Origin of the sequence: Kluyvera ascorbata ATCC 33433 (genome assembly GCF_000735365.1) — a bacterium.
Lineage (GTDB): Bacteria > Pseudomonadota > Gammaproteobacteria > Enterobacterales > Enterobacteriaceae > Kluyvera > Kluyvera ascorbata.
On record NZ_JMPL01000055.1, the window covers coordinates 1 to 20,976 of the forward strand.

The window sequence follows — 20,976 nt, forward strand, 5'->3', positions numbered from 1 at the left end:
GGGCGGCGTGCTCCAGCCGGGCGGCAAGCTGATGGAAATTGTCCCACTGGAAGATCAGTTGCTGGTTGAAACGCGGATCAACCCACGTGATATCGCCTATATTCGCCCAGGTCTCGCCGCCACGGTGAAAGTCACCGCTTACGATACGTCGATCTATGGCAATCTGGACGGCACGGTCGAAGTGGTTTCGCCGGATACATTGCAGGATGAGGTGCGCCGGGATCAGTTCTACTACCGGGTTTACGTGCGTACCGACAGTGCAGAGCTGCGCAATAAAGCGGGGCAACGTTTCCCGATCCTGCCGGGGATGGTGGCAAGCGTGGAGATCAAGACTGGGCAGAAATCCGTGCTCGATTATCTGATTAAGCCGCTGAACAAGGTGAATGAAGCATTGCGTGAACGCTAGAATAGGAGCGGAAACCCTCTCCGGCAGGAGAGGGTTAGCCAGGGATATTAACGGCCAGCATGTTTCATAATGCGGGCTTTATCGAGCTGCCATTCGCGATCTTTGAGATCGGAACGTTTATCGTGCTGTTTCTTACCTTTCGCCACGCCGATTTTTACCTTACACCAGGCGTTCTTCCAGTACAGCGACAGCGCGACGACGGTATAACCTTCGCGGTTGATACGCCCGAACAGGGAGTCCAGTTCGCGCTGGTTGAGCAGCAGTTTACGGGTGCGTGTCGGATCGCAAACGTAGTGCGTTGATGCTACGGCCATCGGGGTGAAGTTCGCGCCAAACAGGAAGGCTTCGCCGTCTTTCAGGATAACGTAGCTGTCGCCGATGTTGGCTTTACCTGCGCGCAGGGATTTCACTTCCCAACCCTGGAGGGCAAGGCCCGCTTCAAATTCTTCTTCGATAAAGTATTCGTGGCGGGCGCGTTTATTCAGCGCAATCGTGGCTGATCCAGGTTTGTGTGCTTTTTTCTTTGTCATAATGTCCTGAACTTATCGCTTATCTCAATAACACTGCCTCAAGCTCCCGCGAGGCGCAATGGGTTATCTTAGCACGATATAGCCCGCCTCCGTTTTTTTTAGCAGTAGATAAATGATACTATTTACGCCGTGTTCGTGAATGGAAATTGCTATGCCTCAGATTAGCCGTACTGCGCTGGTTCCCTACAGCGCGGAGCAAATGTATCAACTGGTGAATGATGTGAATGCCTATCCGGATTTTATCCCCGGTTGTACAGGCAGCCGTGTTCTGGAGTCCGGCCCGACGCAAATGACGGCGGCGGTGGATGTCTCTAAGGCAGGTATCAGTAAGACCTTTACCACGCGGAATACGTTAACCAGCAACCAGAGCATCCTCATGCATCTGGTGGATGGGCCGTTTAAAAAACTGATTGGTGGCTGGAAGTTTACGCCGCTGAGCCAGGACGCCTGCAAGATTGAGTTCCAGCTTGATTTTGAGTTTACCAATAAGCTCATTGAGCTAGCGTTTGGTCGCATCTTTAAAGAGCTGGCGCTGAATATGGTGCAGGCGTTCACGATGCGCGCTCGCGAGGTATACAGTGTCGGGTAAAATCGCCGTGGAAGTGGCGTATGCGCTGCCGCAAAAGCAGTACTTGCAGCGTGTGACGTTAGACGAAGGCGCGACGATAGAGCAGGCGATTCAGGCCAGCGGCCTGTTGACTTTGCGTGATGACATCGACCTCGCTAAAAACAAGGTCGGCATCTACAGCCGTCCGGCTAAACTCGACGATGTGGTTCATGACGGTGACCGGGTCGAGATTTATCGCCCGCTGATTGCCGACCCGAAAGAACTGCGCCGCCAGCGCGCCCAGCAAAAGAGCTGACCATTCTGTAGCCCGGACGAGGTGCGATAGCACCGACTCCGGGGTTTCCCGGCGTCACTACGTTCGACCGGGCTACACGTTGTAGGCTGGATAAGGCGAAGCTGCCATCCGGCAAACCGTTCGGATCGCAGACATAAAAAAAAGCGCTCAATGAGCGCTTTTTTTGCATTTGTGACACACCGCCGCTGATTTATTTGGTCAGCGCTGGCTTGTTGTCGATGTTAGTCAGTACGCCGCTGCTGTTGAAGGTCAGGGTCAGCGTCTGCTGAGTGACGGACTCATGCCCTGGCTGCTGACGGAAAACGTAGAACCAGGTGTTGGTGCCGAACGGGTCGGTCATCATCGGGGTACCTAAGGTATAGGCAACCTGTTGTTGCGTCATGCCAACACGGATTTTGGCAACGTCGTTAGGTACCAGGTAGTTCCCCTGACTAATATCAGGACGGTAAACCACTCGCTCCAGAGTGGAACAGCCTGCAGTCATCATCAGAAGAACCGCTGCGGCAGCAGTCAGCGTTTTACAGCGCATAGTGATTTGATTCCTTTTCGGGCCCGAGCAGTACGCGGCTCATATGTAATGTGCCGATGATAATAGACCTGAGGTAAGTTGGAAACCTTTGATATCAGGTCTTACGGCGTTTTTATTGTGAACTCAGACTCTAAGAAACCAAAAAAGTTTATGCGGCCAGCAACTCTTTCGCGTTTGCCAGTGTATTCCGCGTGACTTCGCTACCGCCGAGAAGGCGCGCCAGCTCCTGCAGACGGGCGCGTTTATCCAGCGGCTGCATGTGCGTTTCCGTCATTGCGCCGTCGGTCTCTTTGCTGACGTAGAAGTGGTGGTGACCACAGCCAGCCACCTGCGGCAGGTGCGTTACGCACATCACCTGAGTGGATTCACCCAACTGGCGCAGCAGTTTACCCACCACCGCCGCCGTTGGGCCACTGATACCCACGTCGACTTCATCGAAGATAAGCGCCGGGGTTTCCATTTTACGTGCAGTGATCACCTGAATAGCTAACGCTATACGCGACAGCTCACCGCCGGATGCCACTTTGGCAATCGCCTGCAGCGGCTGACCGGGGTTAGTGGTCACGCGGAATTCAATGCGGTCTGCACCTTCGGCGGTCAGGTGCTGCTCTTCAAAGCGAACGTCGATATCAAACAGGCCGTGCGGCATAGAGAGCATGTGCATGCTGTCTGTAATCAGCTGTGAAAGCTCCTGAGCGCTTGCCTGACGCTGTGCATGCAGCTGGCGTGCCGTTTCCATTGCCATCTGATGATGACGCGATACCGCGTGTTTCAGCGTCTCTAGTGAGTCGCTCTGGTCGTCGAGCAGCTGCTGTTCGTCCAGAAGAGATTGATAGTACTCCGGTAGCGCTTCCGGTGAGATTTGGTGCTTACGCGCCAGCGAGATCTGTTTGGACAGGCGCTGCTCCAGCTCGAACAGGCGATTAGGATCGAGGTCCAGGCGGTCGCAGTAGTGGCGCAGCTCGTCGCTGGCTTCGCTCAGCTGAATGGCCGCTTCCTCCAGCATGTCCAACACGCCAGACAGTTTGCCGTCCATGCTCACCAGTTCGCCCGCCAGCTGACGGGCGGTGCAGAGCTGGCTTTGCAGGTTGACGTCCTCACCATCGGCAAGGATTGTCAGCGCATGCTGGCTGGTGGAGATAAGCTGCCCGCTGTTGGCAAGGCGCTTGTACTCTTCGTCAATTTGTTCGTATTCGCCCGGCAGCGGGTTGAACTCGATAAGCTCTTTTAGCTGATACTGCAGCAGCTCTGCGCGGGCGGCGCGCTCCTGGCTTTGCTGCTGATGGGTTGCGAGATCGCGGCAGCTTTGGTTCCACAGGCGGTAGTGTTCGGCCATTTGACGAACGAGAACAGATTCGCCGACGTAAGCATCAAGCAGGGTTTTCTGATGTTCAGGTTTAACCAACTGCTGATGTGCATGCTGGCCGTGGATCTGGATAAGCAACTGACCCAGCTCGCGCAGCTGAGAGAGTGGTACCGCGGTGCCGTTGATAAAGCCACGGGAGCGGCCGTCGCTGCTGATAACGCGGCGCAGCAGGCATTCGCGGCCGTCTTCCAGTTGGTTCTCTTCGAGCCAGCGCAGGGCAGCAGGGGTGTCTTTGAGTGCAAAGCGGGCGCAGAGGTCGGCGCGGCTGGCGCCAGCGCGGACCATATCGGCTTCGGCGCGGCCACCCAGGCATAGGCCGAGGGCATCGATTGCAATTGATTTACCGGCACCGGTTTCGCCGGTGATGGCCGTCATGCCGCTGTTGAAGTCGATTTCAAGTTCACGAACGATGGCAAAATTGCTGATGGTCAGTTGTGCTAACATAGCCGCTTCCTGTATGAAAACCCATAACTGTGTTTTCATACAGTATAAACTGGATTTTTATCCAGTAAAGAGGCGGCGACTAAATTAGAACAATTTTTTTGACCAGCCGAGCTTGGTGCTTAATGTGTTGAAATAACTGTAGTCTTTTGGGTGAATCAGATTGAGGTGGTAGTCGCTGCGGCGAATTAACACGTCTTCACCTTCCTGAATCGGCAGGGCTATCTGGCTGTCGCAGCTAATTTCAAGGTCGCTACGGCGGTGCGAGAAGCGCAGGCGAATGGTGCTGTTGCTGTTAATCACCAGCGGGCGCGCCGACAGCGTGTGCGGGAACATCGGCACCAGGGTGATGGCATCCAGCGAAGGCGTCAGGATTGGGCCGCCCGCCGAGAGCGAGTAGGCCGTTGAGCCGGTTGGGGTAGAAATAATCAGCCCGTCTGAGCGCTGGGAGAACGCAAAGGTCTCGTCAATATAGACTTCAAACTCAATCATATGCGCGACTTTACCCGGATGCAGCACCACTTCGTTGATGGCGGTGCTGATGCGCTTCTGGCAGTTTTGCTGACAGACCTGCGCTTCCAGCAGGAAACGTTTTTCAGCAATAAAGTTACCGTCCAGCACATCGGCCAATTGCTGGTGCGCGTTGTCCGGGTCAAGGTCGGTAAGAAAACCGAGATTGCCGCGGTTAATGCCGATTACGCTGATGTCGTAGCGGGCAAGGGTGCGTGCCGCGCCGAGCATATTGCCGTCGCCGCCGACCACTACCGCCAGGTCCGCCTTCTGGCCAATTTCCGCCAGCGTGCCGGTCTGGACGTTGTCCAGCTTGAGTTCTTTGGCTATTTGACGCTCAACAATGACATCGTAGCCTTTGGTGCACAGCCAACGATAGAGCATTTCATGTGTTGTCAGGGCCGTCGGGTGACGGGGATGTCCTACAATACCGATACACTTGAAATGATTGTTCATTTTCTGAATGTCCTTGTGCCGAAGATGGGTGACAATGTGACAGCTTCCCTTGAAACCCGGAATCTGATCCCCATAATAAGCGAAGTTAGCGAGATGATTGCGAAAAAACGCGGAGAAATTCATGAGTAGTAAAGAACAGAAAACGCCTGAGGGGCAATCCCCGGAAGAAATTATCATGGAACAGCACGAAGAAGTTGAGGCGGTTGAACCAAACGCTTCTGCTGAACAGGTGGATCCGCGCGACGAAAAAATTGCGAACCTCGAATCGCAGTTAGCGGAAGCTGAAACCCGCGAACGCGAAAGCGTCCTGCGCGTGAAGGCTGAAATGGAAAACCTGCGTCGCCGTACCGAAATCGATGTTGAGAAGGCGCACAAGTTCGCGCTGGAAAAATTCGTCAACGAACTGCTGCCGGTGCTGGATAGCCTGGACCGTGCGCTGGAAGTGGCGAACAAAGACAACGAAGAGATGGCGCCGATGATCGAAGGTATCGAACTGACCCGTAAGTCGATGCTGGACGTGGTGGCGAAGTTTGGCGTGCAGGTTGTGGCGGACATCAACGTCCCAATGGACCCGAACGTACACCAGGCCATTGCGATGGTTGAGTCCGAAGACGTCGCGGCTGGCAACGTGCTGATGGTGATGCAGAAGGGTTATACCCTGAACGGTCGTACCATTCGCGCGGCGATGGTTTCCGTCGCGAAAGCGAAGGCATAATCTTCGCTTTTCCCTCTCCCCAGGCGGGGAGAGGGACTATTCTTTAATCCTTCACGCTTTCCCGAAGCGGCTTCACCGGATTCACCTGCACCTGCTTAATCACGTTATCCTGTACGTCGAGAATATCGATATCGTACTGGGCAATGCGCACGCGTGTGCCCGCGGCCGGGATCTCTTCTAACGCTTCCACAATCATGCCGTTAATGGTGCGCGCTTCGTCTTCCGGCAGATGCCAGTTGAAGGCTTTATTTAATTCGCGCACGTTCGCGCCGCCGTCGATAATCACCGAGCCGTCGTTTTGTGGGTTGACCTCTTCGGCCAGCGAGGGAGACATTGACGTCGTAAAATCACCCACGATCTCTTCCAGAATATCTTCGACCGTTACCAGCCCCTGAATATCACCGTACTCATCGACCACCAGGCCAACTTTCTTCTTGTTTCGCTGAAACTTCACCAGCTGCGTGCTGAGCGGGGTACCTTCCGGGACGAAGTAAATCTCATCGGCGGCGCGCAGCATCACTTCTTTGGTGAACTCCTTTTTCTCGGTCATCAGGCGGTAGGCTTCGCGGAGGCGGAGCATGCTGATGGCGTCATCCAGCGAGTCACGGTACAGCACGATGCGGCCATGCGGTGAGTGGGTGAGCTGGCGAACTATCGACTTCCAGTCGTCGTTGATGTTGATACCGACGATTTCATTGCGCGGCACCATGATGTCATCGACGCTCACTTTTTCGAGGTCCAGCACCGACAGCAGCATGTCCTGGTTGCGTCGTGAAATCTGCGAGCGGGATTCGTTCACGATGGTGCGCAGCTCGTCTTTGCTCAGCGCACTGCTGATGGTCATGTCGGTTTTAATGCCCATCATGCGCATCAGAATGCGGGTAATCAGGTTCAGGAACCAGACCAGCGGCATCATCAGAATTTGCAGCGGCGCCAGCAGGAAGCTGCTTGGGTAGGCCACCTTTTCCGGGTAGAGCGCGGCAATGGTTTTTGGCAGCACTTCCGCGAACACCAGCACCACGAAGGTTAGCACCCCGGTGGCGATGGCAACGCCCAGGTCGCCGTACAGGCGCATGCCGACGATGGTGCCCAGCGCTGAGGCCAGAATGTTGACGAGGTTGTTGCCAATCAGCACCAGGCTGATGAGACGGTCAGGCTTTTGCAGCAGTTTTTCGACGCGGCGCGCCGGTTTATTGCCCTGTTTTGCCAGGTGACGGAGCCGGTAGCGGTTCAGCGTCATCATGCCGGTTTCAGAGCCTGAGAAATAGGCAGAGATGACCACCATGATGATCAGCGTAACGATCAGCGTGGTGGTTGAGATATGTTCCAAGTGAATTCCTTAGTACTTAGCCCACAAATTGTTGAATGACACGGCTACCGAAGTAGGCGAGCGTCAGGATGCCGGCGCCGGCAACGTTAAACCAGACGACTCGACGACCGCGCCACCCTTCATGGTAGTGGCCCCATAACAAGACGATATAGACGAACCAGGCGATGATGGAAAGGACGGCCTTGTCGATATTTTCCATGCTGAAGAGGTTATGCATGTAAAACAGGCCGGTACAAAGCGTCAGCGTGAGCAGCACGACGCCAACCTGGGTGATGTGAAACATTTTGCGTTCAATGACCATCAGCGGCGGCATTTCATGGCTAAACGCCAGCTTCTTATTTTTCAGCTGATAGTCAATCCACGCTAATTGCAACGCATAGAGCGCAGCGATAATCAGCGTGGCGTAGGAGAACAACGATAGCCCGATATGCACCATCATTCCCGGTGTGGCTTCCAGGTGAGTAATAAACTCGTTGGGCATAAAGGTGGCGAAGGCGAGGTTTATCAGCGCGAAAGCGTAGACGATAGGCAGCAGCAGCCAGCCACGGTTTCGCGAGGCGACGATGGTCATCACCGTACAGATCATCAGGCTCACCAGTGAGCCGACGTTCAACAGGCTGAGATTCTGCCCGCTTTCACCGCCCGGCAGAATACGGGCTTCCAGCGCAAACGCATGGCACACCAGCGCAACGGTGGCAGAAAAAATCGCCATACGCCGCCAGCCGCTGTTTTTTTGCAGCAGGCCGGGAATGATCAGCGCCAGGCTGATGGAGTAGGCAACAAGCGCGAGCAGGGCAAAAACAGGCATAAAGTGTCGGCAGTCGTCAAATAGAAGAAAGAGATGCAGTATATACGCAAAATCATTCGAGTTGTATCAAGGCGCAGATCCTGCGTGAAGGATGATGTGAATGGCGTAACGTGATACAGCGCTAACCGCAGCATCACAACTCCCCCGGTGTCGTGTTATACTCCGGCAAATTTTCGTTTTTTTGTCGCGCTAGCGACTCACGTTTCCACCCCAGGCGAGAGACAATGTTTGATAATTTAACCGATCGTTTGTCGCGCACGCTGCGCAATATCAGTGGCCGTGGACGCCTTACTGAAGACAACGTAAAAGAGACGCTGCGCGAAGTGCGCATGGCGCTGCTGGAGGCTGACGTTGCGCTGCCGGTAGTGCGTGATTTTATCAATCGCGTAAAAGAAAAAGCGGTTGGTCACGAAGTTAACAATAGCCTGACCCCGGGTCAGGAGTTCGTCAAAATCGTTCGTAGCGAACTGGTTTCGGCGATGGGCGAAGAGAACGAGACGCTCAACCTGGCGGCACAACCACCGGCCGTAGTGCTGATGGCGGGCCTGCAGGGTGCGGGTAAAACGACTAGCGTCGGTAAGCTGGGTAAATTCCTGCGCGAGAAGCACAAGAAGAAAGTGCTGGTCGTTTCTGCCGACGTTTATCGCCCGGCGGCGATCAAACAGCTGGAAACCCTGGCTGAGCAGGTTGGCGTGGACTTCTTCCCGTCTGACGTTGGCCAGAAGCCTATCGATATCGTTAACGCGGCGCTGAAAGAAGCGAAGCTGAAATTCTACGACGTGCTGCTGGTGGATACCGCCGGTCGTCTGCACGTTGACGAAGCGATGATGGACGAAATCAAACAGGTTCACGCGGCGATTAAGCCGGTTGAAACCCTGTTTGTGGTCGATGCCATGACCGGCCAGGATGCGGCGAATACCGCCAAGGCCTTTAACGAAGCGCTGCCGCTGACCGGCGTGGTGCTGACCAAGGTCGACGGTGATGCGCGCGGCGGTGCGGCGCTCTCTATTCGTCACATTACCGGTAAGCCAATTAAATTCCTCGGCGTCGGCGAAAAAACCGAAGCGCTGGAGCCGTTCCACCCGGATCGTATCGCTTCCCGTATCCTCGGCATGGGCGACGTGCTGTCGCTTATCGAAGATATCGAGAGCAAGGTTGACCGTGCGCAGGCTGAGAAGCTGGCGACGAAGCTGAAGAAGGGCGACGGTTTCGACCTCAACGACTTCTTAGAGCAGCTCAAGCAGATGAAAAACATGGGCGGCATGGCAAGCCTGATGGGCAAGCTGCCGGGCATGGGGCAGATTCCTGACAACGTTAAATCGCAGATGGACGATAAAGTGCTGGTGCGTATGGAAGCGATCATCAACTCGATGACGCTGAAAGAACGCGCGAAGCCTGAAATCATCAAGGGCTCCCGCAAGCGTCGTATCGCTCAGGGCTGTGGCCTGCAGGTGCAGGACGTGAACCGTCTGCTGAAGCAGTTTGACGACATGCAGCGCATGATGAAGAAGATGAAGTCGAAAGGCGGCATGATGAAAATGATGCGCGGCATGAAAGGTATGATGCCGCCAGGATTCCCTGGCCGTTAATCCCTCTTTGGAAGTGCGCTGACCAACGGGTCGCGCACTTCTATACTGACAAATACGTCGACTTCACGCTGTCTATTACGGTAACGCCCTGGTTATCGTGCGGTAAAAGACAGATGTTGATTGCAATTCCCCCAAAAATGAGTAAAATTTTCGGGCTTTTAATATGACACCGGGCCCCCTCCCTCGATGGGGCCCGGTTGTTCTATTCACACAAGAGGATGTTATGGTAACTATTCGTTTAGCACGTCACGGCGCTAAAAAGCGTCCGTTCTACCAGGTTGTTGTTACTGACAGCCGTAACGCACGTAACGGTCGCTTCATCGAGCGCGTTGGTTTCTTCAACCCAATCGCTTCTGCGACTGAAGAAAGCACCCGTCTGGACCTGGATCGTATCGCACACTGGGTTGGCCAGGGCGCAACTATCTCTGATCGCGTATCTGCGCTGATCAAAGAAGCTAAGAAAGCAGCTTAATCTGTCACGGTGGTCATGATGAGCAAGCAACACACCGCACAAGCACCTGTTGATCCGATCGTATTGGGGAAAATGGGTTCTTCCTACGGTATCCGTGGTTGGCTCAGAGTGTTTTCCTCCACCGAAGACGCCGAAAGCATTTTTGACTATCAGCCCTGGTTAATCCAGAAGGCGGGTCAGTGGCAGACCGTTGAGCTGGAAAGCTGGCGCTACCACAATCAGGATATCGTCATTAAGCTGAAAGGCGTTGACGATCGCGATGCCGCGAATCTGCTGACGAACTGCGAAATTATCGTGGATTCTTCGCAGCTGCCGGCGCTGGAAGATGGAAGCTATTACTGGAAAGACCTGATGGGCTGCCAGGTAGTAACCACTGAAGGCTACGGTCTCGGTAAAGTCATCGATATGATGGAAACCGGGTCGAATGACGTTCTCGTCATTAAGGCAAACCTGAAAGATGCATTTGGCATCAAGGAGCGGTTGGTTCCGTTCCTCGATGGGCAGGTTATCAAGAAAGTCGATCTCGCTACTCGTACTATCGAAGTAGATTGGGATCCTGGTTTTTAAACCACCGGATAAACGGTAAAAGACGGCGCTATGTGGATTGGCATAATTAGCCTGTTTCCTGAAATGTTCCGCGCAATTACCGATTACGGGGTAACTGGCCGGGCAGTTAAAAATGGCCTGCTGAACATCCAAAGCTGGAGTCCACGCGACTTCACGCATGACCGGCACCGTACCGTGGACGATCGTCCTTACGGCGGCGGACCGGGGATGTTAATGATGGTGCAACCTTTACGGGACGCCATTCATGCAGCAAAAGCCGCGGCAGGTGAAGGCGCGAAGGTGATTTATCTGTCACCTCAGGGACGCAAGCTTGATCAAGCGGGCGTCAGCGAACTGGCCACGAATCAAAAGCTGATTCTGGTATGTGGTCGCTACGAAGGCATAGATGAGCGCGTGATTCAGACCGAGATTGACGAAGAATGGTCTATCGGCGATTACGTTCTCAGCGGTGGTGAGTTACCGGCAATGACGCTGATCGACTCCGTTTCCCGGTTTATTCCGGGTGTACTGGGTCATGAGGCTTCAGCATTCGAAGATTCGTTTGCTGATGGATTGCTGGACTGCCCACACTATACTCGCCCTGAAGTGTTAGAAGGGATGGAGGTACCGCCAGTTCTGCTGTCGGGAAACCATGCTGAGATACGTCGCTGGCGTTTGAAGCAGTCGCTGGGCCGCTCCTGGCTTAGAAGACCTGAACTTCTGGAAAACCTGGCTCTGACTGAAGAGCAAGCAAGGTTGCTGGCGGAGTTCAAACAGGAACACGCACAACAGCAACATAAACATGATGGGCTGGTCTGAGACCCCCAAATATCAGTTTACCCAGGATAAGAGATTAAATTATGAGCAACATTATTAAGCAACTTGAACAAGAACAGATGAAGCAGGACGTACCTTCCTTCCGTCCGGGTGATACCGTGGAAGTGAAAGTATGGGTTGTTGAAGGTTCCAAAAAACGTCTGCAGGCATTTGAGGGCGTGGTTATCGCTATTCGTAGCCGCGGTCTGCACTCTGCATTCACTGTTCGTAAAATTTCCAACGGCGAAGGCGTTGAGCGTGTCTTCCAGACTCACTCTCCAGTTGTTGACAGCATTGCTGTTAAACGTCGTGGTGCTGTACGTAAAGCTAAACTGTACTACCTGCGTGAGCGCACTGGTAAGTCTGCTCGTATCAAAGAGCGTCTTAACTAAGATTCGCGCAAGCGACATCCTGTTAAAGAGGGCTGGCCGAAAGGCTGGCCCTTTTTTATGCATGGGACTGCGTAACGCAACGGTTTAAAAATCCTCCATAAAAATGGCACCTCTCGTTAACAGTTATTAGCCAAATCATTTACAATGCATGCTCGTATCAGGAGAGTCGAGTGAGCAGAAAAGCCTTCAACCTATCAGCCCTTAAACAGCGAGCCGCCTGGCTTGCGCTGTTTGCTATGGCGCTGATTATTGTGGCACCGCTTATCTCGGTTTCGTTGCAGCAATCGCCGATGAGCGCGATGCCGGGTATGCATCATGAAATGAGCATGCCTATGCCGATGTCTGCACATCACTCTGCGCCGGACAGTATGCCTATCGATCACGGTGAGGCCTGCGGCTACTGCGTGCTCCTCACCCATGTTCCCGGCCTGATTCTGGCCCTGTGCGTTCTGCTAAGCGCACTGATGCTTCGCGTGGCTACTGCACCTTTCCCGCCGCTGGTTTTCCACTGGCGTGAATTCCCCTGGCTATTCCCCGACACTCGCGCGCCGCCTGTGCCGTCTGCTTTACCTGCTTAATAACGATAACTAGCGCTTTAGCGTTACATCGCTCTTATTTGCATAAAGGAAGAGTATGACAACCTGCACCTCGCGGGCGGCATGGGTGCACCTGCTACGCCGCCTGCACTTTTTTATCGGCCTGTTTGTCGGACCCTTTATTTTCGTCGCGGCCCTTACCGGCACGCTGTATGTCGCTACCCCTCAACTGGAGAACTTGCTATATCGCCAGGCGTTACAGGGGGAGATGACCGGTGAGCGGCATCCGCTCGTGGAACAGATTGCCGTGGCCGAGCGTACATTGGCGACGCCGCTGCGCCTGAGTGCGGTACGGCCTGCGCTGGAGGCGGGGGAGACGACGCGAATCATGTTCGACGACCCTACACTCGCGCCTTCTGAGAACCGCGCTATCTTTATTGACCCCGTCACCCTTGCGGTAAAAGGTGATATGACGGTCTATGGCACCAGCGGGATCTTACCGCTGCGCCAGTGGATTGATTATGCCCACCGTTCGCTGCTGCTGGGGGATATCGGGCGCTTGTACAGCGAACTGGCAGCATCGTGGATGTGGGTTGCTGCATTGGGAGGGATCGTGCTGTGGGCCTTTACCCGACCAAAACGACGCATCAAAAATCGTGTACAGAACACCCGCCGCATTCACGTTACGCTTGGCTGGTGCCTGCTGGCCGGCATGTTGCTGTTTTCGGCGACCGGTTTAACCTGGTCCCAATGGGCGGGTGGTAACGTCGATAAGCTGCGTGCCACTTTTGGTTGGCTGACTCCACAGGTGAATACGCAGCTGCACGGTAGCAAAGCGATGGTGATGGACCCACATGCCGAGCATCATACACAACATCAGGGAATGGTGATGAATGAGCCGCCGGTAGCCCTGGATCGAATTGATGCGATCCTCCTGGCGGCACAGCGAAGCGGTATTGATGCAACGCATCTGGAGATCCGTCCACCGCGTAGCGTGGATCGCGCCTGGACGGTGACGGAAATCGATCGCCGCTGGCCGACACAGGTTGATGCGGTAGCTATCGATCCTGGCTCACTGGCCATTCTCGACTATACCCGGTTCGCCGATTTCCCGTTGATGGCGAAGCTTACCCGCTGGGGCGTAGATTTCCACATGGGTGTACTGTTCGGCCTGCCCAACCAGCTATTGCTGATCGCCTTTGGTCTTGCGCTCTGTGTCGCGATCGTCATGGGCTATCGGCTGTGGTGGATAAAACGCCCGGCTCAAGCGCAGATAAGCCCGCTGCAGACCTTGTCGCATAGCTGGTTGGCATTGTCGTTATCAGCAAGATTGGTGACGCTGGCGCTCGCCATAGCTTGCGGATTATCACTGCCGGTGATGGGAGTGAGCCTGGCGTTGTTTATTCTGTTTGACTGGCTGCGCTGGCGAGCGGCGTTACGCATGCCTCTCGCCGAATCGTCCACCAAATAACATTATGGCGTGCTGATAACTACCGCAACCCGGCGGTTTTCAGCACGCCCTTGTGTGGTGCTGTTGCTGGCAACAGGGTATTTCTTACCGAGTCCTCGGGTAGTGAGATTACTACGAGGAATGTTGGCTCCTTTAGCCCAGGCATCGGCAACGACATTTGCACGTTTCAACGACAGCATTTCGTTATAGCTGTCTTCACCGTAGTTATCGGTATGACCGTCCATTCTGGCATGATTTAAACCCGTTACGGCAAGGCGTGAAGCCATAGTCTGGATCTGTGTTTCGCTCTCTGGGCGGAGCCCCGATTCATTTTTACCAAATAGAATTTTATCAGACAGCCCCAGCGACCAGTCGCCATTCAATTCGTTAAAGCCATAAGATTTCATCGCTGCGATTTGTTCAGGCGTAAATTTGCCTTCAGGTGGCGTCTGGCAGCCCGCCAGGACTAATGATGCCAGTAAACAGGGTGCAAGATATCGCTTTAACATGTTATTTTCCTTTCTAACTTGTTGTTTTATTTCGCTGATTTTTTACCTGATACATATTGCGGTCTGCATTTTCCAGAAACAGCTCCAGTGAGTTACTTTCCCACGCCAGCGCATAGCCAATGCTAAGAGACATCGAGGTACGCTGGCCGTTGTGCAGATCGAACGAGCGATCAAACTGCTGCGCCAGGGCGGTACAAATACGTTGAACGTCTTGCACAGAATGGACGTCAGAGAGCACCATCGCAAACTCATCACCGCCGAGGCGGTAGGCGTGATAGCGTTGTCCGCCGAAGGTAATCATCCGGCTGGCAATTTCTGTCAGTACGCTGTCTCCCGCGTTATGTCCCCAGGTATCGTTGATGTGCTTAAAGTTGTCGGCGTCGAGAAAAAGCAACGCTGAGTGCGTTTTGGCAACGGGATCGTTCATTAACGCCGCAATGCTATTACGAAATGCCGCCCGGTTTGCCAGGCCGGTGAGAGGATCGTGCATAGCAGAGCGCATCAACTGGGCGTTTTTATCTTGTAGTTGTCGTTGCCATTCTTCCATTTCGTCCAGAAGGCTGTTGAAATCTTCGCCAAAGCGATGGAATTCCTCAATGCGTCCTTCTTTTACGCGGCGCGAGAAATTACGGTTGGTGCGTACATCATGGACAACATCGGTGATATTTTGCATTTCGTCGACCATGCCATGATGCAGCGAACGCGTGATGGTGAGCGCAATGGCGGAGGCAAAAAGAATGCAGCCGGTCAGCACCGCAAAGGACATCCAGATGAAGTGGCTGATCAGACTGTCGCGAGCCGTCAGACAGATTTCGCCCACCAGATTTCCGTTATGCATAATTGGCTGAGTGACAGGAACGGGGAATAGCCATTGGCTGACCAACAGGCCAAGCGTATCGGTATTCCCTTCTGGGCGCCATTCCCAGTGTGCGAACTGTTTGTTATTCCTGTCATAGACGTCCGCCATTGCAAACTGCCCCTGTTTACCCAGCGTGGCAAGCGTTTCATTGGCGGCCTGCGGATCGTTGAAAACCAGCGTGGCTTCAAGGGTGTGACTCATTGTGGCACCCGTGAGTTCGAGATTCTTTTGTGCGTATTGCTTTAACGTTAATACGGAAGCAAAACACAGCAGAAGCCATATAAATGTCATCGTTGTGATGACGCTTATCATACTGATACGCCTCAACGTTTTTTTAAACGTCGGACGGGTCGTTGATGTGGAATCCTTATTCATGCTTCTTATTCCGTGCAAGCATTAATACATCCGGATGGACCCTTACACCACTACGAGACAGTGCATCCAGATTGACAGAAAACCGGACCTGGCCGCCATCGATGACTAAACAAAATGCGCTACCAACAGTACAGTCTGGGTTATGTTCCGAGATGACGAGCAGCGGCTGGCGATGATATTGGTTAATTAACTCAATCTGTTGGTCAGGAGTTTCAGTGCCGAAATAAATACCATTACATTTTGCCACCAGAGCGTCCTGAGCATTGCGGACAAGCTCTGGAGTATAGGGTAATGCGCTTTGCTCACTGGCCATGCTGAGCGCCTGTATATATTGGGATGAAGAAAAAATACAGAGCTTTGGCTGCCCAGAAAGTGAAGGCCATCGCGTATAGCTTACGATACCAGACACCATAGAACGTACCGATTTATCGGTGTCCGTGAGGGGGCTAGCGGTTGCAGGAACCAGCGCCAGGGATAGTAGTAGTGTCAGTATCAGTCGGAGCAAAGAGGTCAATGGAGATTTTCTCACAAGAATCCGCCATTCCATCCGGAAAATAGTCACTCGGTTGAGTTGCTGGCAGAACATTATTGTTAATCAAAGCCATTATTATGTCAGATATTCTATGTGTGTAATTTAAGTTAAATCTCACTGTTGTATTTATTTCATCACGATAATAGAAATCAATGAGGGCTGTAGATGTTGAGTTTTCTTCCCTTGTATCTTTAGTCAGTCTTCATGAATATAGTGGAAGAAAATATTCGCCAGCTAATATTTTGTGATGAGTAATATTTCGCATATCCCTTCTCTTTTGCAAGCCATCGGTATCATGGCTGGCATATTCATTACGATTTCTTGCTGCATTGTTAAATTTATCGGCCAGTGTCGGGTTATCTTTAATCTAAACGTCATGGCAGGATTTTTAACGCGACTCAGGCGTAAGAGAATCTGGAGCGAGCAGGAGAATGTGGTGCCAGTAACGCATCTCCCGCTTTGACTCGTCATCGGCTAAAAAGCGTGCGTACCAAAAACTTTACGCATTTAGGGGTGATTATTTGCAATAAAATAGGCTTTGTAAAGTAAAGTGTACGTATTTTGGATTGAAATCTTTACTTTCTGTGATATTGTTAGTTCACCTCATTGAGGAAACCACTATCGCAAACGAGCCATAACAGGTAATGCCATCATGCAAAAAGACGCGCTGAATAACGTAAATATCGCCGATGAACAGATTCTGATCACCCCGGATCAGCTGAAAGCTGAATTCCCGCTCACCGTTGAGCAGGAAGCGCAAATCGCCCAATCACGTAAAACGATTTCTGACATTATCGCCGGCCGCGATCCGCGCCTGCTGGTAGTGTGTGGGCCTTGCTCTATTCACGATCCTGAAGCTGCCATCGAATACGCGCGTCGATTTAAAACCCTTGCGGAAGAGGTCAGCGATAGCCTCTACCTGGTTATGCGCGTCTATTTTGAAAAGCCTCGTACTACCGTGGGCTGGAAAGGGCTTATCAACGATCCGCACATGGATGGCTCGTTTGATGTCGAAGGTGGTCTGAAAATTGCTCGTCGTCTGCTGGTTGAGCTGGTCAGCATGGGGCTGCCGCTGGCAACCGAAGCGCTGGATCCGAACAGCCCGCAGTACCTAGGGGACCTGTTTAGCTGGTCCGCGATTGGTGCGCGTACGACTGAATCTCAGACCCACCGTGAAATGGCCTCTGGTTTGTCTATGCCGGTTGGTTTCAAAAACGGTACCGATGGTTCACTGGCTACCGCTATCAACGCCATGCGTGCCGCGGCTATGCCACACCGCTTTGTCGGTATCAACCAGGCCGGTCAGGTCTGCCTGCTGCGCACCCAGGGTAACCCGGATGGTCATGTGATTCTGCGCGGCGGTAAAAAGCCGAACTACGGCCCGGAAGATGTAGCGCAGTGTGAAAAAGAGATGGAACAAGCAGGACTGCGTGCATCGCTGATGGTAGATTGCAGTCATGGTAATTCCAATAAAGACTACCGCCGTCAGCCTGCGGTGGCGGAATCCGTTGTCGCACAGATCAAAGACGGTAACCGTTCAATTATTGGTCTGATGATTGAGAGCAACATTCACGAAGGTAACCAGTCTTCCGAGCAGCCGCGCTGTGATATGAAATACGGCGTATCGGTCACTGATGCCTGCATCAGTTGGGAAGTGACGGATGCGCTGTTGCGTGAGCTCGACAAGGATTTACGCGGCCATCTGGCGGCTCGTCTGGCGTAAGAGGATTGTATGGTTGCTGAACTGACCGCACTGCGCGATCAAATTGATGAAGTGGATAAAGCGCTGCTGAGCCTGCTGGCTAAGCGTCTGGAACTGGTGGCGGAAGTCGGGGAAGTCAAAAGTAAATATGGCTTACCGATTTACGTCCCGGAGCGTGAAGCGTCCATGCTGGCTTCACGCCGCAAAGAAGCGGCTGCGCTGGGCGTACCGCCCGATTTGATTGAAGATGTGCTGCGTCGCGTCATGCGGGAGTCTTACTCCAGCGAAAACGACAAAGGCTTTAAAACTCTGTGCCCGTCGCTGCGTCCGGTAGTGATCGTGGGCGGCGGTGGCCAGATGGGGCGGCTGTTTGAAAAAATGCTGACGCTGTCTGGCTACCAGGTGCGGACGCTGGAGAAAGATGACTGGGCGCGTGCGCCTGAGCTGGTTGCTGATGCCGGAATGGTGATTGTCAGCGTACCTATTCATGTGACTGAGCAAATTATCGAGAAGCTGCCGCCGCTGCCAGCGGATTGTATTCTTGTCGATCTGGCGTCGGTAAAAGCGGGTCCGTTACAGGCCATGCTTTCCGCGCATCAGGGGCCCGTTTTAGGGCTGCACCCGATGTTCGGCCCGGACAGCGGCAGCCTGGCAAAGCAGGTTGTTGTGTACTGCGATGGCCGTCAGCCAGAGGCGTACCAGTGGTTCCTCGAACAGATTCAGGTCTGGGGCGCGCGTCTGCATCGCATCAGCGCGGTAGAGCACGACCAGAACATGGCCTTTATCCAGGCGCTGCGTCACTTTGCGACCTTTGCCTACGGCCTGCACCTGGCGGAAGAGAACGTCCAGCTGGAGCAGTTGCTGGCGCTCTCGTCGCCGATTTACCGCCTGGAGCTGGCGATGGTCGGGAGGCTGTTCGCTCAGGACCCGCAGCTTTATGCTGATATCATTATGTCGTCTGGCAATAACCTGGCGCTGATTAAACGCTACTACCAGCGCTTTGGCGAGGCTATCGGTCTGCTGGAGCAGGGGAATAAGCAGGCGTTTATCGACAGCTTCCGCAAAGTTGAACACTGGTTCGGCGACTACGCGCAGCGCTTCCAGAGTGAGAGCCGCGTCCTATTACGACAGGCGAACGACAGTCGACAATAACGAAACTGTATATACTTGAAAGCCAGGGGAAATCCTCTGGCTTTTTTTATGGGATGAACAGAATGGCTGACGCAAACCTGCTGTTTGATTACACCGGCCACCTGCCGGAATGCCCGACCTGGAGCGAAGATGAACAGGCGCTCTACTGGGCGGATATCATGGAGTGTGAAATTCACCGTTATGTGCTGGCGACCGGCGAGCACCGGGTTTTACAGTTCCCGGAAGAGGTGGGTTGCTTTGCACTGCGGGAAAACGGTGGCTTTATTGTCGCCCTACGCAGCGCTATCTGGCTTGCCGACAGCCGTGGCCTGCTCCAGCATAAAGTGTGTGATAACCCGAGTAACCCGCAGCTGGCGCGCTTTAACGACGGCGGCACCGACCGCGACGGACGTTTTTATGCCGGTACCTTCTGGGGGCCGGGTGACTACAACGGCGCGCTGCTGGTGAGGATTGATAATCAACTGAGGCCGAAAGTGGTGCAGTGCGATATTCACGGTGCGAATGGGCTGGCGTTTAGCGAAGATAAAAACTGGATGTATACCTCGGATACGCCAAACGGCGTGATTTACCGTACGCCGCTGGATAAGCATGGCGAACCGCAAAGCCGTGAGGTGTTCCGCCGGTTTAACGCGGGGGAGGGCATTCCTGACGGTGCGGCTATCGACGAAGAAGGATGCTACTGGAGCGCGATGTTTGACGGCTGGCGGATTGCACGCTTCTCGCCAACGGGCGAACAGCTTGCCGAATATCGCTTGCCGGTGCGCTGCCCAACGATGGTGTGCTTTGGTGGCGCGGATAGGCGCACGCTCTTTATCACCACCACTCGCGAGAACATGTCGGCGGCGGAGGTGGCGCAGTATCCGCTTTCCGGCGCCATCTTCACCCTGCCGGTAGAGGTAGCAGGGATGAAGAAGCTGTCGTTTATCGAACGTTAAACCGGGTCGACCGGCACCACGTTCTCGCTTGGGTAACAGCCCAGCACTTTCATCGAACGGGTGATTCCGGAAAGCTCTTTCAACGCCTTTTGCATCGGCAGGGATTCCAGGTTGGCCTGGATGTCGAGATAAAACATCTCTTCCCACGGGTTGCCGTAAATAGGGCGTGATTCGAGCTTAGTCATGATCAGGTTATGGTTGCGCAGAACCAGCAGCGCCTCAACCAGCGCACCGGCCTGTTGTCCGGTAGCGATAAGCAGGGTCGTTTTAGCCGGCACCTGATCGGAGACGTTCACTGATTTACGCGCCAGCACCAGGAAGCGGGTGATGTTCTGCGTCTGGTTGGCCTGGCAATGCTCCAGTACCTGCAGGCCATACAGCTTCCCACCGGCTTCGCTGCCTAATGCGGCGACGGTAGGGGAGTTGGCCTGCGCGACTTTTTCCATCGCCGCCGAGGTGCTCTCGGTGTACTCAATTTTCCACTGCGGATAATGGCTCAGAAACTGGCTGCACTGCTGGAACGGTTGCGGGTGGCTGTAGACCGTCTCGATGGTCTCAAGCGTTGTGGTACCGTTCACCAGCACGCAGTGGTCAATAGGCACCGTCATCTCACCGACAATTGACAGGCTGGTGTGCTGCAGCAGATCGTAGACATCGTTAATCCCGCCGGAACTGGTGTTTTCGATAGGCACGACGGCGTAGTCGGCCTGGCCGGTCTCGACCTGATTAAAGATATCGGCGAACTTCACGCACCCGCTTTCGATAAACTGCTCAAAGTGACGAGCGGCATACTGGCGCGCAGCCAGATGCGAGTAAGACCCTTTTGGTCCCAGAAACGCAACGCGAGCAGAGTGCGGGTTTATTTTGTTCAGGTGCTGCTGCAATAGCGTCTGCTGAGTGAGCACGGAATCTTCAATGATGAGCTGGAACAGACGCGTGATGTAGTGGGCATCGAGCTGATGCGTTTTGCCGATGGTGATAAGGCGTTCCAGCAGGTCACGCTCGCGATCGATATCGCGTACCGGGCGATGAGAGGCCAGCTTTGCCTTACCCACTTCTATGGCAAGGCCGCGGCGTTCTGCCAGCAGGCTGACCAGTTTCTCATCGAGGGCGCTTATCTTATCGCGTATTGCCAGTAACGGGTTTTCCGAAGTCAT

General features: G+C 53.9%; 24 protein-coding genes. 14 read left to right on the plus strand and 10 right to left on the minus strand.

Annotation, left to right across the window (positions count from 1 at the left end; all coding sequences use genetic code 11):
• Nucleotides 1–406 (plus strand): beta-barrel domain-containing protein (locus tag GKAS_RS13765; protein ID WP_035894932.1); only part of this gene is annotated, 406 nt, incomplete at its 5' end.
• A 47-nt stretch (nt 407–453) separates the two neighbouring features.
• On the opposite strand, the gene smpB is transcribed toward GKAS_RS13765, so the two are convergent.
• The gene (gene smpB / locus GKAS_RS13770) at nt 454–936 is read right to left on the minus strand and encodes an SsrA-binding protein SmpB (protein ID WP_035894933.1); all 483 of its coding nucleotides are present in this window, start codon (nt 934–936) and stop codon (nt 454–456) included.
• 151 nt (nt 937–1,087) lie between these two features.
• Between smpB and GKAS_RS13775 the strand changes: the two genes are divergently transcribed.
• Both GKAS_RS13775 and GKAS_RS13780 read left to right on the plus strand, forming a co-directional pair.
• Nucleotides 1,088–1,525: a type II toxin-antitoxin system RatA family toxin gene (locus tag GKAS_RS13775; RefSeq protein ID WP_035894934.1), complete on the plus strand. Its 438-nt coding sequence runs from the start codon at nt 1,088–1,090 to the stop codon at nt 1,523–1,525.
• On the plus strand, nt 1,515–1,799 hold the full coding sequence (locus GKAS_RS13780; RefSeq protein WP_035894935.1) for an RnfH family protein: 285 nt from the start codon (nt 1,515–1,517) through the stop codon (nt 1,797–1,799). The genes GKAS_RS13775 and GKAS_RS13780 overlap by 11 nt, the downstream gene beginning before the upstream one ends.
• A gap of 190 nt (nt 1,800–1,989) precedes the next feature.
• Here GKAS_RS13780 and bamE read toward each other — a convergent pair whose 3' ends face one another.
• The 3 genes from bamE to nadK form a co-directional block, all read right to left on the minus strand.
• Nucleotides 1,990–2,328: an outer membrane protein assembly factor BamE gene (bamE, locus tag GKAS_RS13785; RefSeq protein WP_035894936.1), complete on the minus strand. Its 339-nt coding sequence runs from the start codon at nt 2,326–2,328 to the stop codon at nt 1,990–1,992.
• Nucleotides 2,329–2,476: 148 nt separating this feature from the next.
• Complete coding sequence (recN, locus tag GKAS_RS13790; protein WP_035894937.1) at nt 2,477–4,138, minus strand: DNA repair protein RecN; 1,662 nt, start codon at nt 4,136–4,138, stop codon at nt 2,477–2,479.
• Nucleotides 4,139–4,222: 84 nt separating this feature from the next.
• Nucleotides 4,223–5,101 carry an NAD(+) kinase gene (nadK, locus tag GKAS_RS13795; protein WP_035894938.1) on the minus strand — a complete coding sequence of 293 codons (879 nt, stop codon included), beginning with the start codon at nt 5,099–5,101 and terminating at the stop codon, nt 4,223–4,225.
• A 121-nt stretch (nt 5,102–5,222) separates the two neighbouring features.
• Between nadK and grpE the strand changes: the two genes are divergently transcribed.
• Nucleotides 5,223–5,816 (plus strand): nucleotide exchange factor GrpE, encoded by a 594-nt coding sequence (gene grpE / locus GKAS_RS13805; protein ID WP_035894940.1) that lies wholly within the window; start codon nt 5,223–5,225, stop codon nt 5,814–5,816.
• A gap of 43 nt (nt 5,817–5,859) precedes the next feature.
• Here the strand turns inward: grpE and GKAS_RS13810 are convergent, their stop codons facing one another.
• Together GKAS_RS13810 and GKAS_RS13815 are read right to left on the minus strand one after the other, a co-directional pair.
• Nucleotides 5,860–7,146, minus strand: coding sequence for an HlyC/CorC family transporter (locus GKAS_RS13810; protein WP_035894942.1), 1,287 nt, complete (start codon nt 7,144–7,146; stop codon nt 5,860–5,862).
• Nucleotides 7,147–7,162: 16 nt separating this feature from the next.
• Nucleotides 7,163–7,954: a cytochrome C assembly family protein gene (locus GKAS_RS13815; protein WP_035894943.1), complete on the minus strand. Its 792-nt coding sequence runs from the start codon at nt 7,952–7,954 to the stop codon at nt 7,163–7,165.
• 224 nt (nt 7,955–8,178) lie between these two features.
• Here GKAS_RS13815 and ffh point away from each other — a divergent pair, with 224 nt between their 5' ends.
• The 7 genes from ffh (at nt 8,179) to GKAS_RS13850 (ending at nt 13,776) form a co-directional block, all read left to right on the plus strand.
• The gene (ffh, locus tag GKAS_RS13820; protein ID WP_035894944.1) at nt 8,179–9,543 is read left to right on the plus strand and encodes a signal recognition particle protein; all 1,365 of its coding nucleotides are present in this window, start codon (nt 8,179–8,181) and stop codon (nt 9,541–9,543) included.
• A 223-nt stretch (nt 9,544–9,766) separates the two neighbouring features.
• Nucleotides 9,767–10,015, plus strand: coding sequence for a 30S ribosomal protein S16 (gene rpsP, locus GKAS_RS13825; protein WP_035894945.1), 249 nt, complete (start codon nt 9,767–9,769; stop codon nt 10,013–10,015).
• A gap of 18 nt (nt 10,016–10,033) precedes the next feature.
• Nucleotides 10,034–10,582, plus strand: a complete 549-nt coding sequence (gene rimM / locus GKAS_RS13830) for a ribosome maturation factor RimM (RefSeq protein ID WP_035894946.1) — start codon at nt 10,034–10,036, stop codon at nt 10,580–10,582.
• A gap of 30 nt (nt 10,583–10,612) precedes the next feature.
• Nucleotides 10,613–11,380 carry a tRNA (guanosine(37)-N1)-methyltransferase TrmD gene (gene trmD, locus GKAS_RS13835; RefSeq protein WP_035894947.1) on the plus strand — a complete coding sequence of 256 codons (768 nt, stop codon included), beginning with the start codon at nt 10,613–10,615 and terminating at the stop codon, nt 11,378–11,380.
• 41 nt (nt 11,381–11,421) lie between these two features.
• Nucleotides 11,422–11,769: a 50S ribosomal protein L19 gene (rplS, locus tag GKAS_RS13840; protein ID WP_006687325.1), complete on the plus strand. Its 348-nt coding sequence runs from the start codon at nt 11,422–11,424 to the stop codon at nt 11,767–11,769.
• 236 nt (nt 11,770–12,005) lie between these two features.
• Nucleotides 12,006–12,347: a DUF2946 domain-containing protein gene (locus GKAS_RS13845; RefSeq protein ID WP_246870738.1), complete on the plus strand. Its 342-nt coding sequence runs from the start codon at nt 12,006–12,008 to the stop codon at nt 12,345–12,347.
• Nucleotides 12,348–12,402: 55 nt separating this feature from the next.
• Entirely contained in the window at nt 12,403–13,776 is a 1,374-nt protein-coding gene (locus GKAS_RS13850) for a PepSY-associated TM helix domain-containing protein (RefSeq protein ID WP_035894951.1), read from the plus strand.
• Between the two features lie 2 nt (nt 13,777–13,778).
• Here the strand turns inward: GKAS_RS13850 and GKAS_RS13855 are convergent, their stop codons facing one another.
• The 3 genes from GKAS_RS13855 to yfiR are packed head-to-tail and all read right to left on the minus strand — an operon-like array spanning nt 13,779 to nt 16,045.
• A complete protein-coding gene (locus GKAS_RS13855; protein ID WP_035894952.1) occupies nt 13,779–14,264 on the minus strand; it encodes an OmpA family protein in 486 nt (161 codons plus the stop codon).
• 13 nt (nt 14,265–14,277) lie between these two features.
• Entirely contained in the window at nt 14,278–15,498 is a 1,221-nt protein-coding gene (dgcN, locus tag GKAS_RS13860) for a diguanylate cyclase DgcN/YfiN (protein ID WP_035894953.1), read from the minus strand.
• Nucleotides 15,491–16,045, minus strand: coding sequence for a regulatory sequestration protein YfiR (gene yfiR / locus GKAS_RS13865; RefSeq protein WP_081918549.1), 555 nt, complete (start codon nt 16,043–16,045; stop codon nt 15,491–15,493). The genes dgcN and yfiR overlap by 8 nt, the downstream gene beginning before the upstream one ends.
• Before the next feature lie 637 nt (nt 16,046–16,682).
• Between yfiR and aroF the strand changes: the two genes are divergently transcribed.
• The 3 genes from aroF (at nt 16,683) to GKAS_RS13880 (ending at nt 19,819) form a co-directional block, all read left to right on the plus strand.
• Complete coding sequence (aroF, locus tag GKAS_RS13870; protein ID WP_035894954.1) at nt 16,683–17,753, plus strand: 3-deoxy-7-phosphoheptulonate synthase AroF; 1,071 nt, start codon at nt 16,683–16,685, stop codon at nt 17,751–17,753.
• Between the two features lie 9 nt (nt 17,754–17,762).
• Nucleotides 17,763–18,884, plus strand: coding sequence for a bifunctional chorismate mutase/prephenate dehydrogenase (tyrA, locus tag GKAS_RS13875; RefSeq protein ID WP_035894955.1), 1,122 nt, complete (start codon nt 17,763–17,765; stop codon nt 18,882–18,884).
• Between the two features lie 62 nt (nt 18,885–18,946).
• Nucleotides 18,947–19,819, plus strand: coding sequence for an SMP-30/gluconolactonase/LRE family protein (locus GKAS_RS13880; protein ID WP_035894956.1), 873 nt, complete (start codon nt 18,947–18,949; stop codon nt 19,817–19,819).
• Here GKAS_RS13880 and pheA read toward each other — a convergent pair.
• Nucleotides 19,816–20,976 (minus strand): bifunctional chorismate mutase/prephenate dehydratase, encoded by a 1,161-nt coding sequence (gene pheA / locus GKAS_RS13885; RefSeq protein ID WP_035894957.1) that lies wholly within the window; start codon nt 20,974–20,976, stop codon nt 19,816–19,818. The genes GKAS_RS13880 and pheA overlap by 4 nt on opposite strands.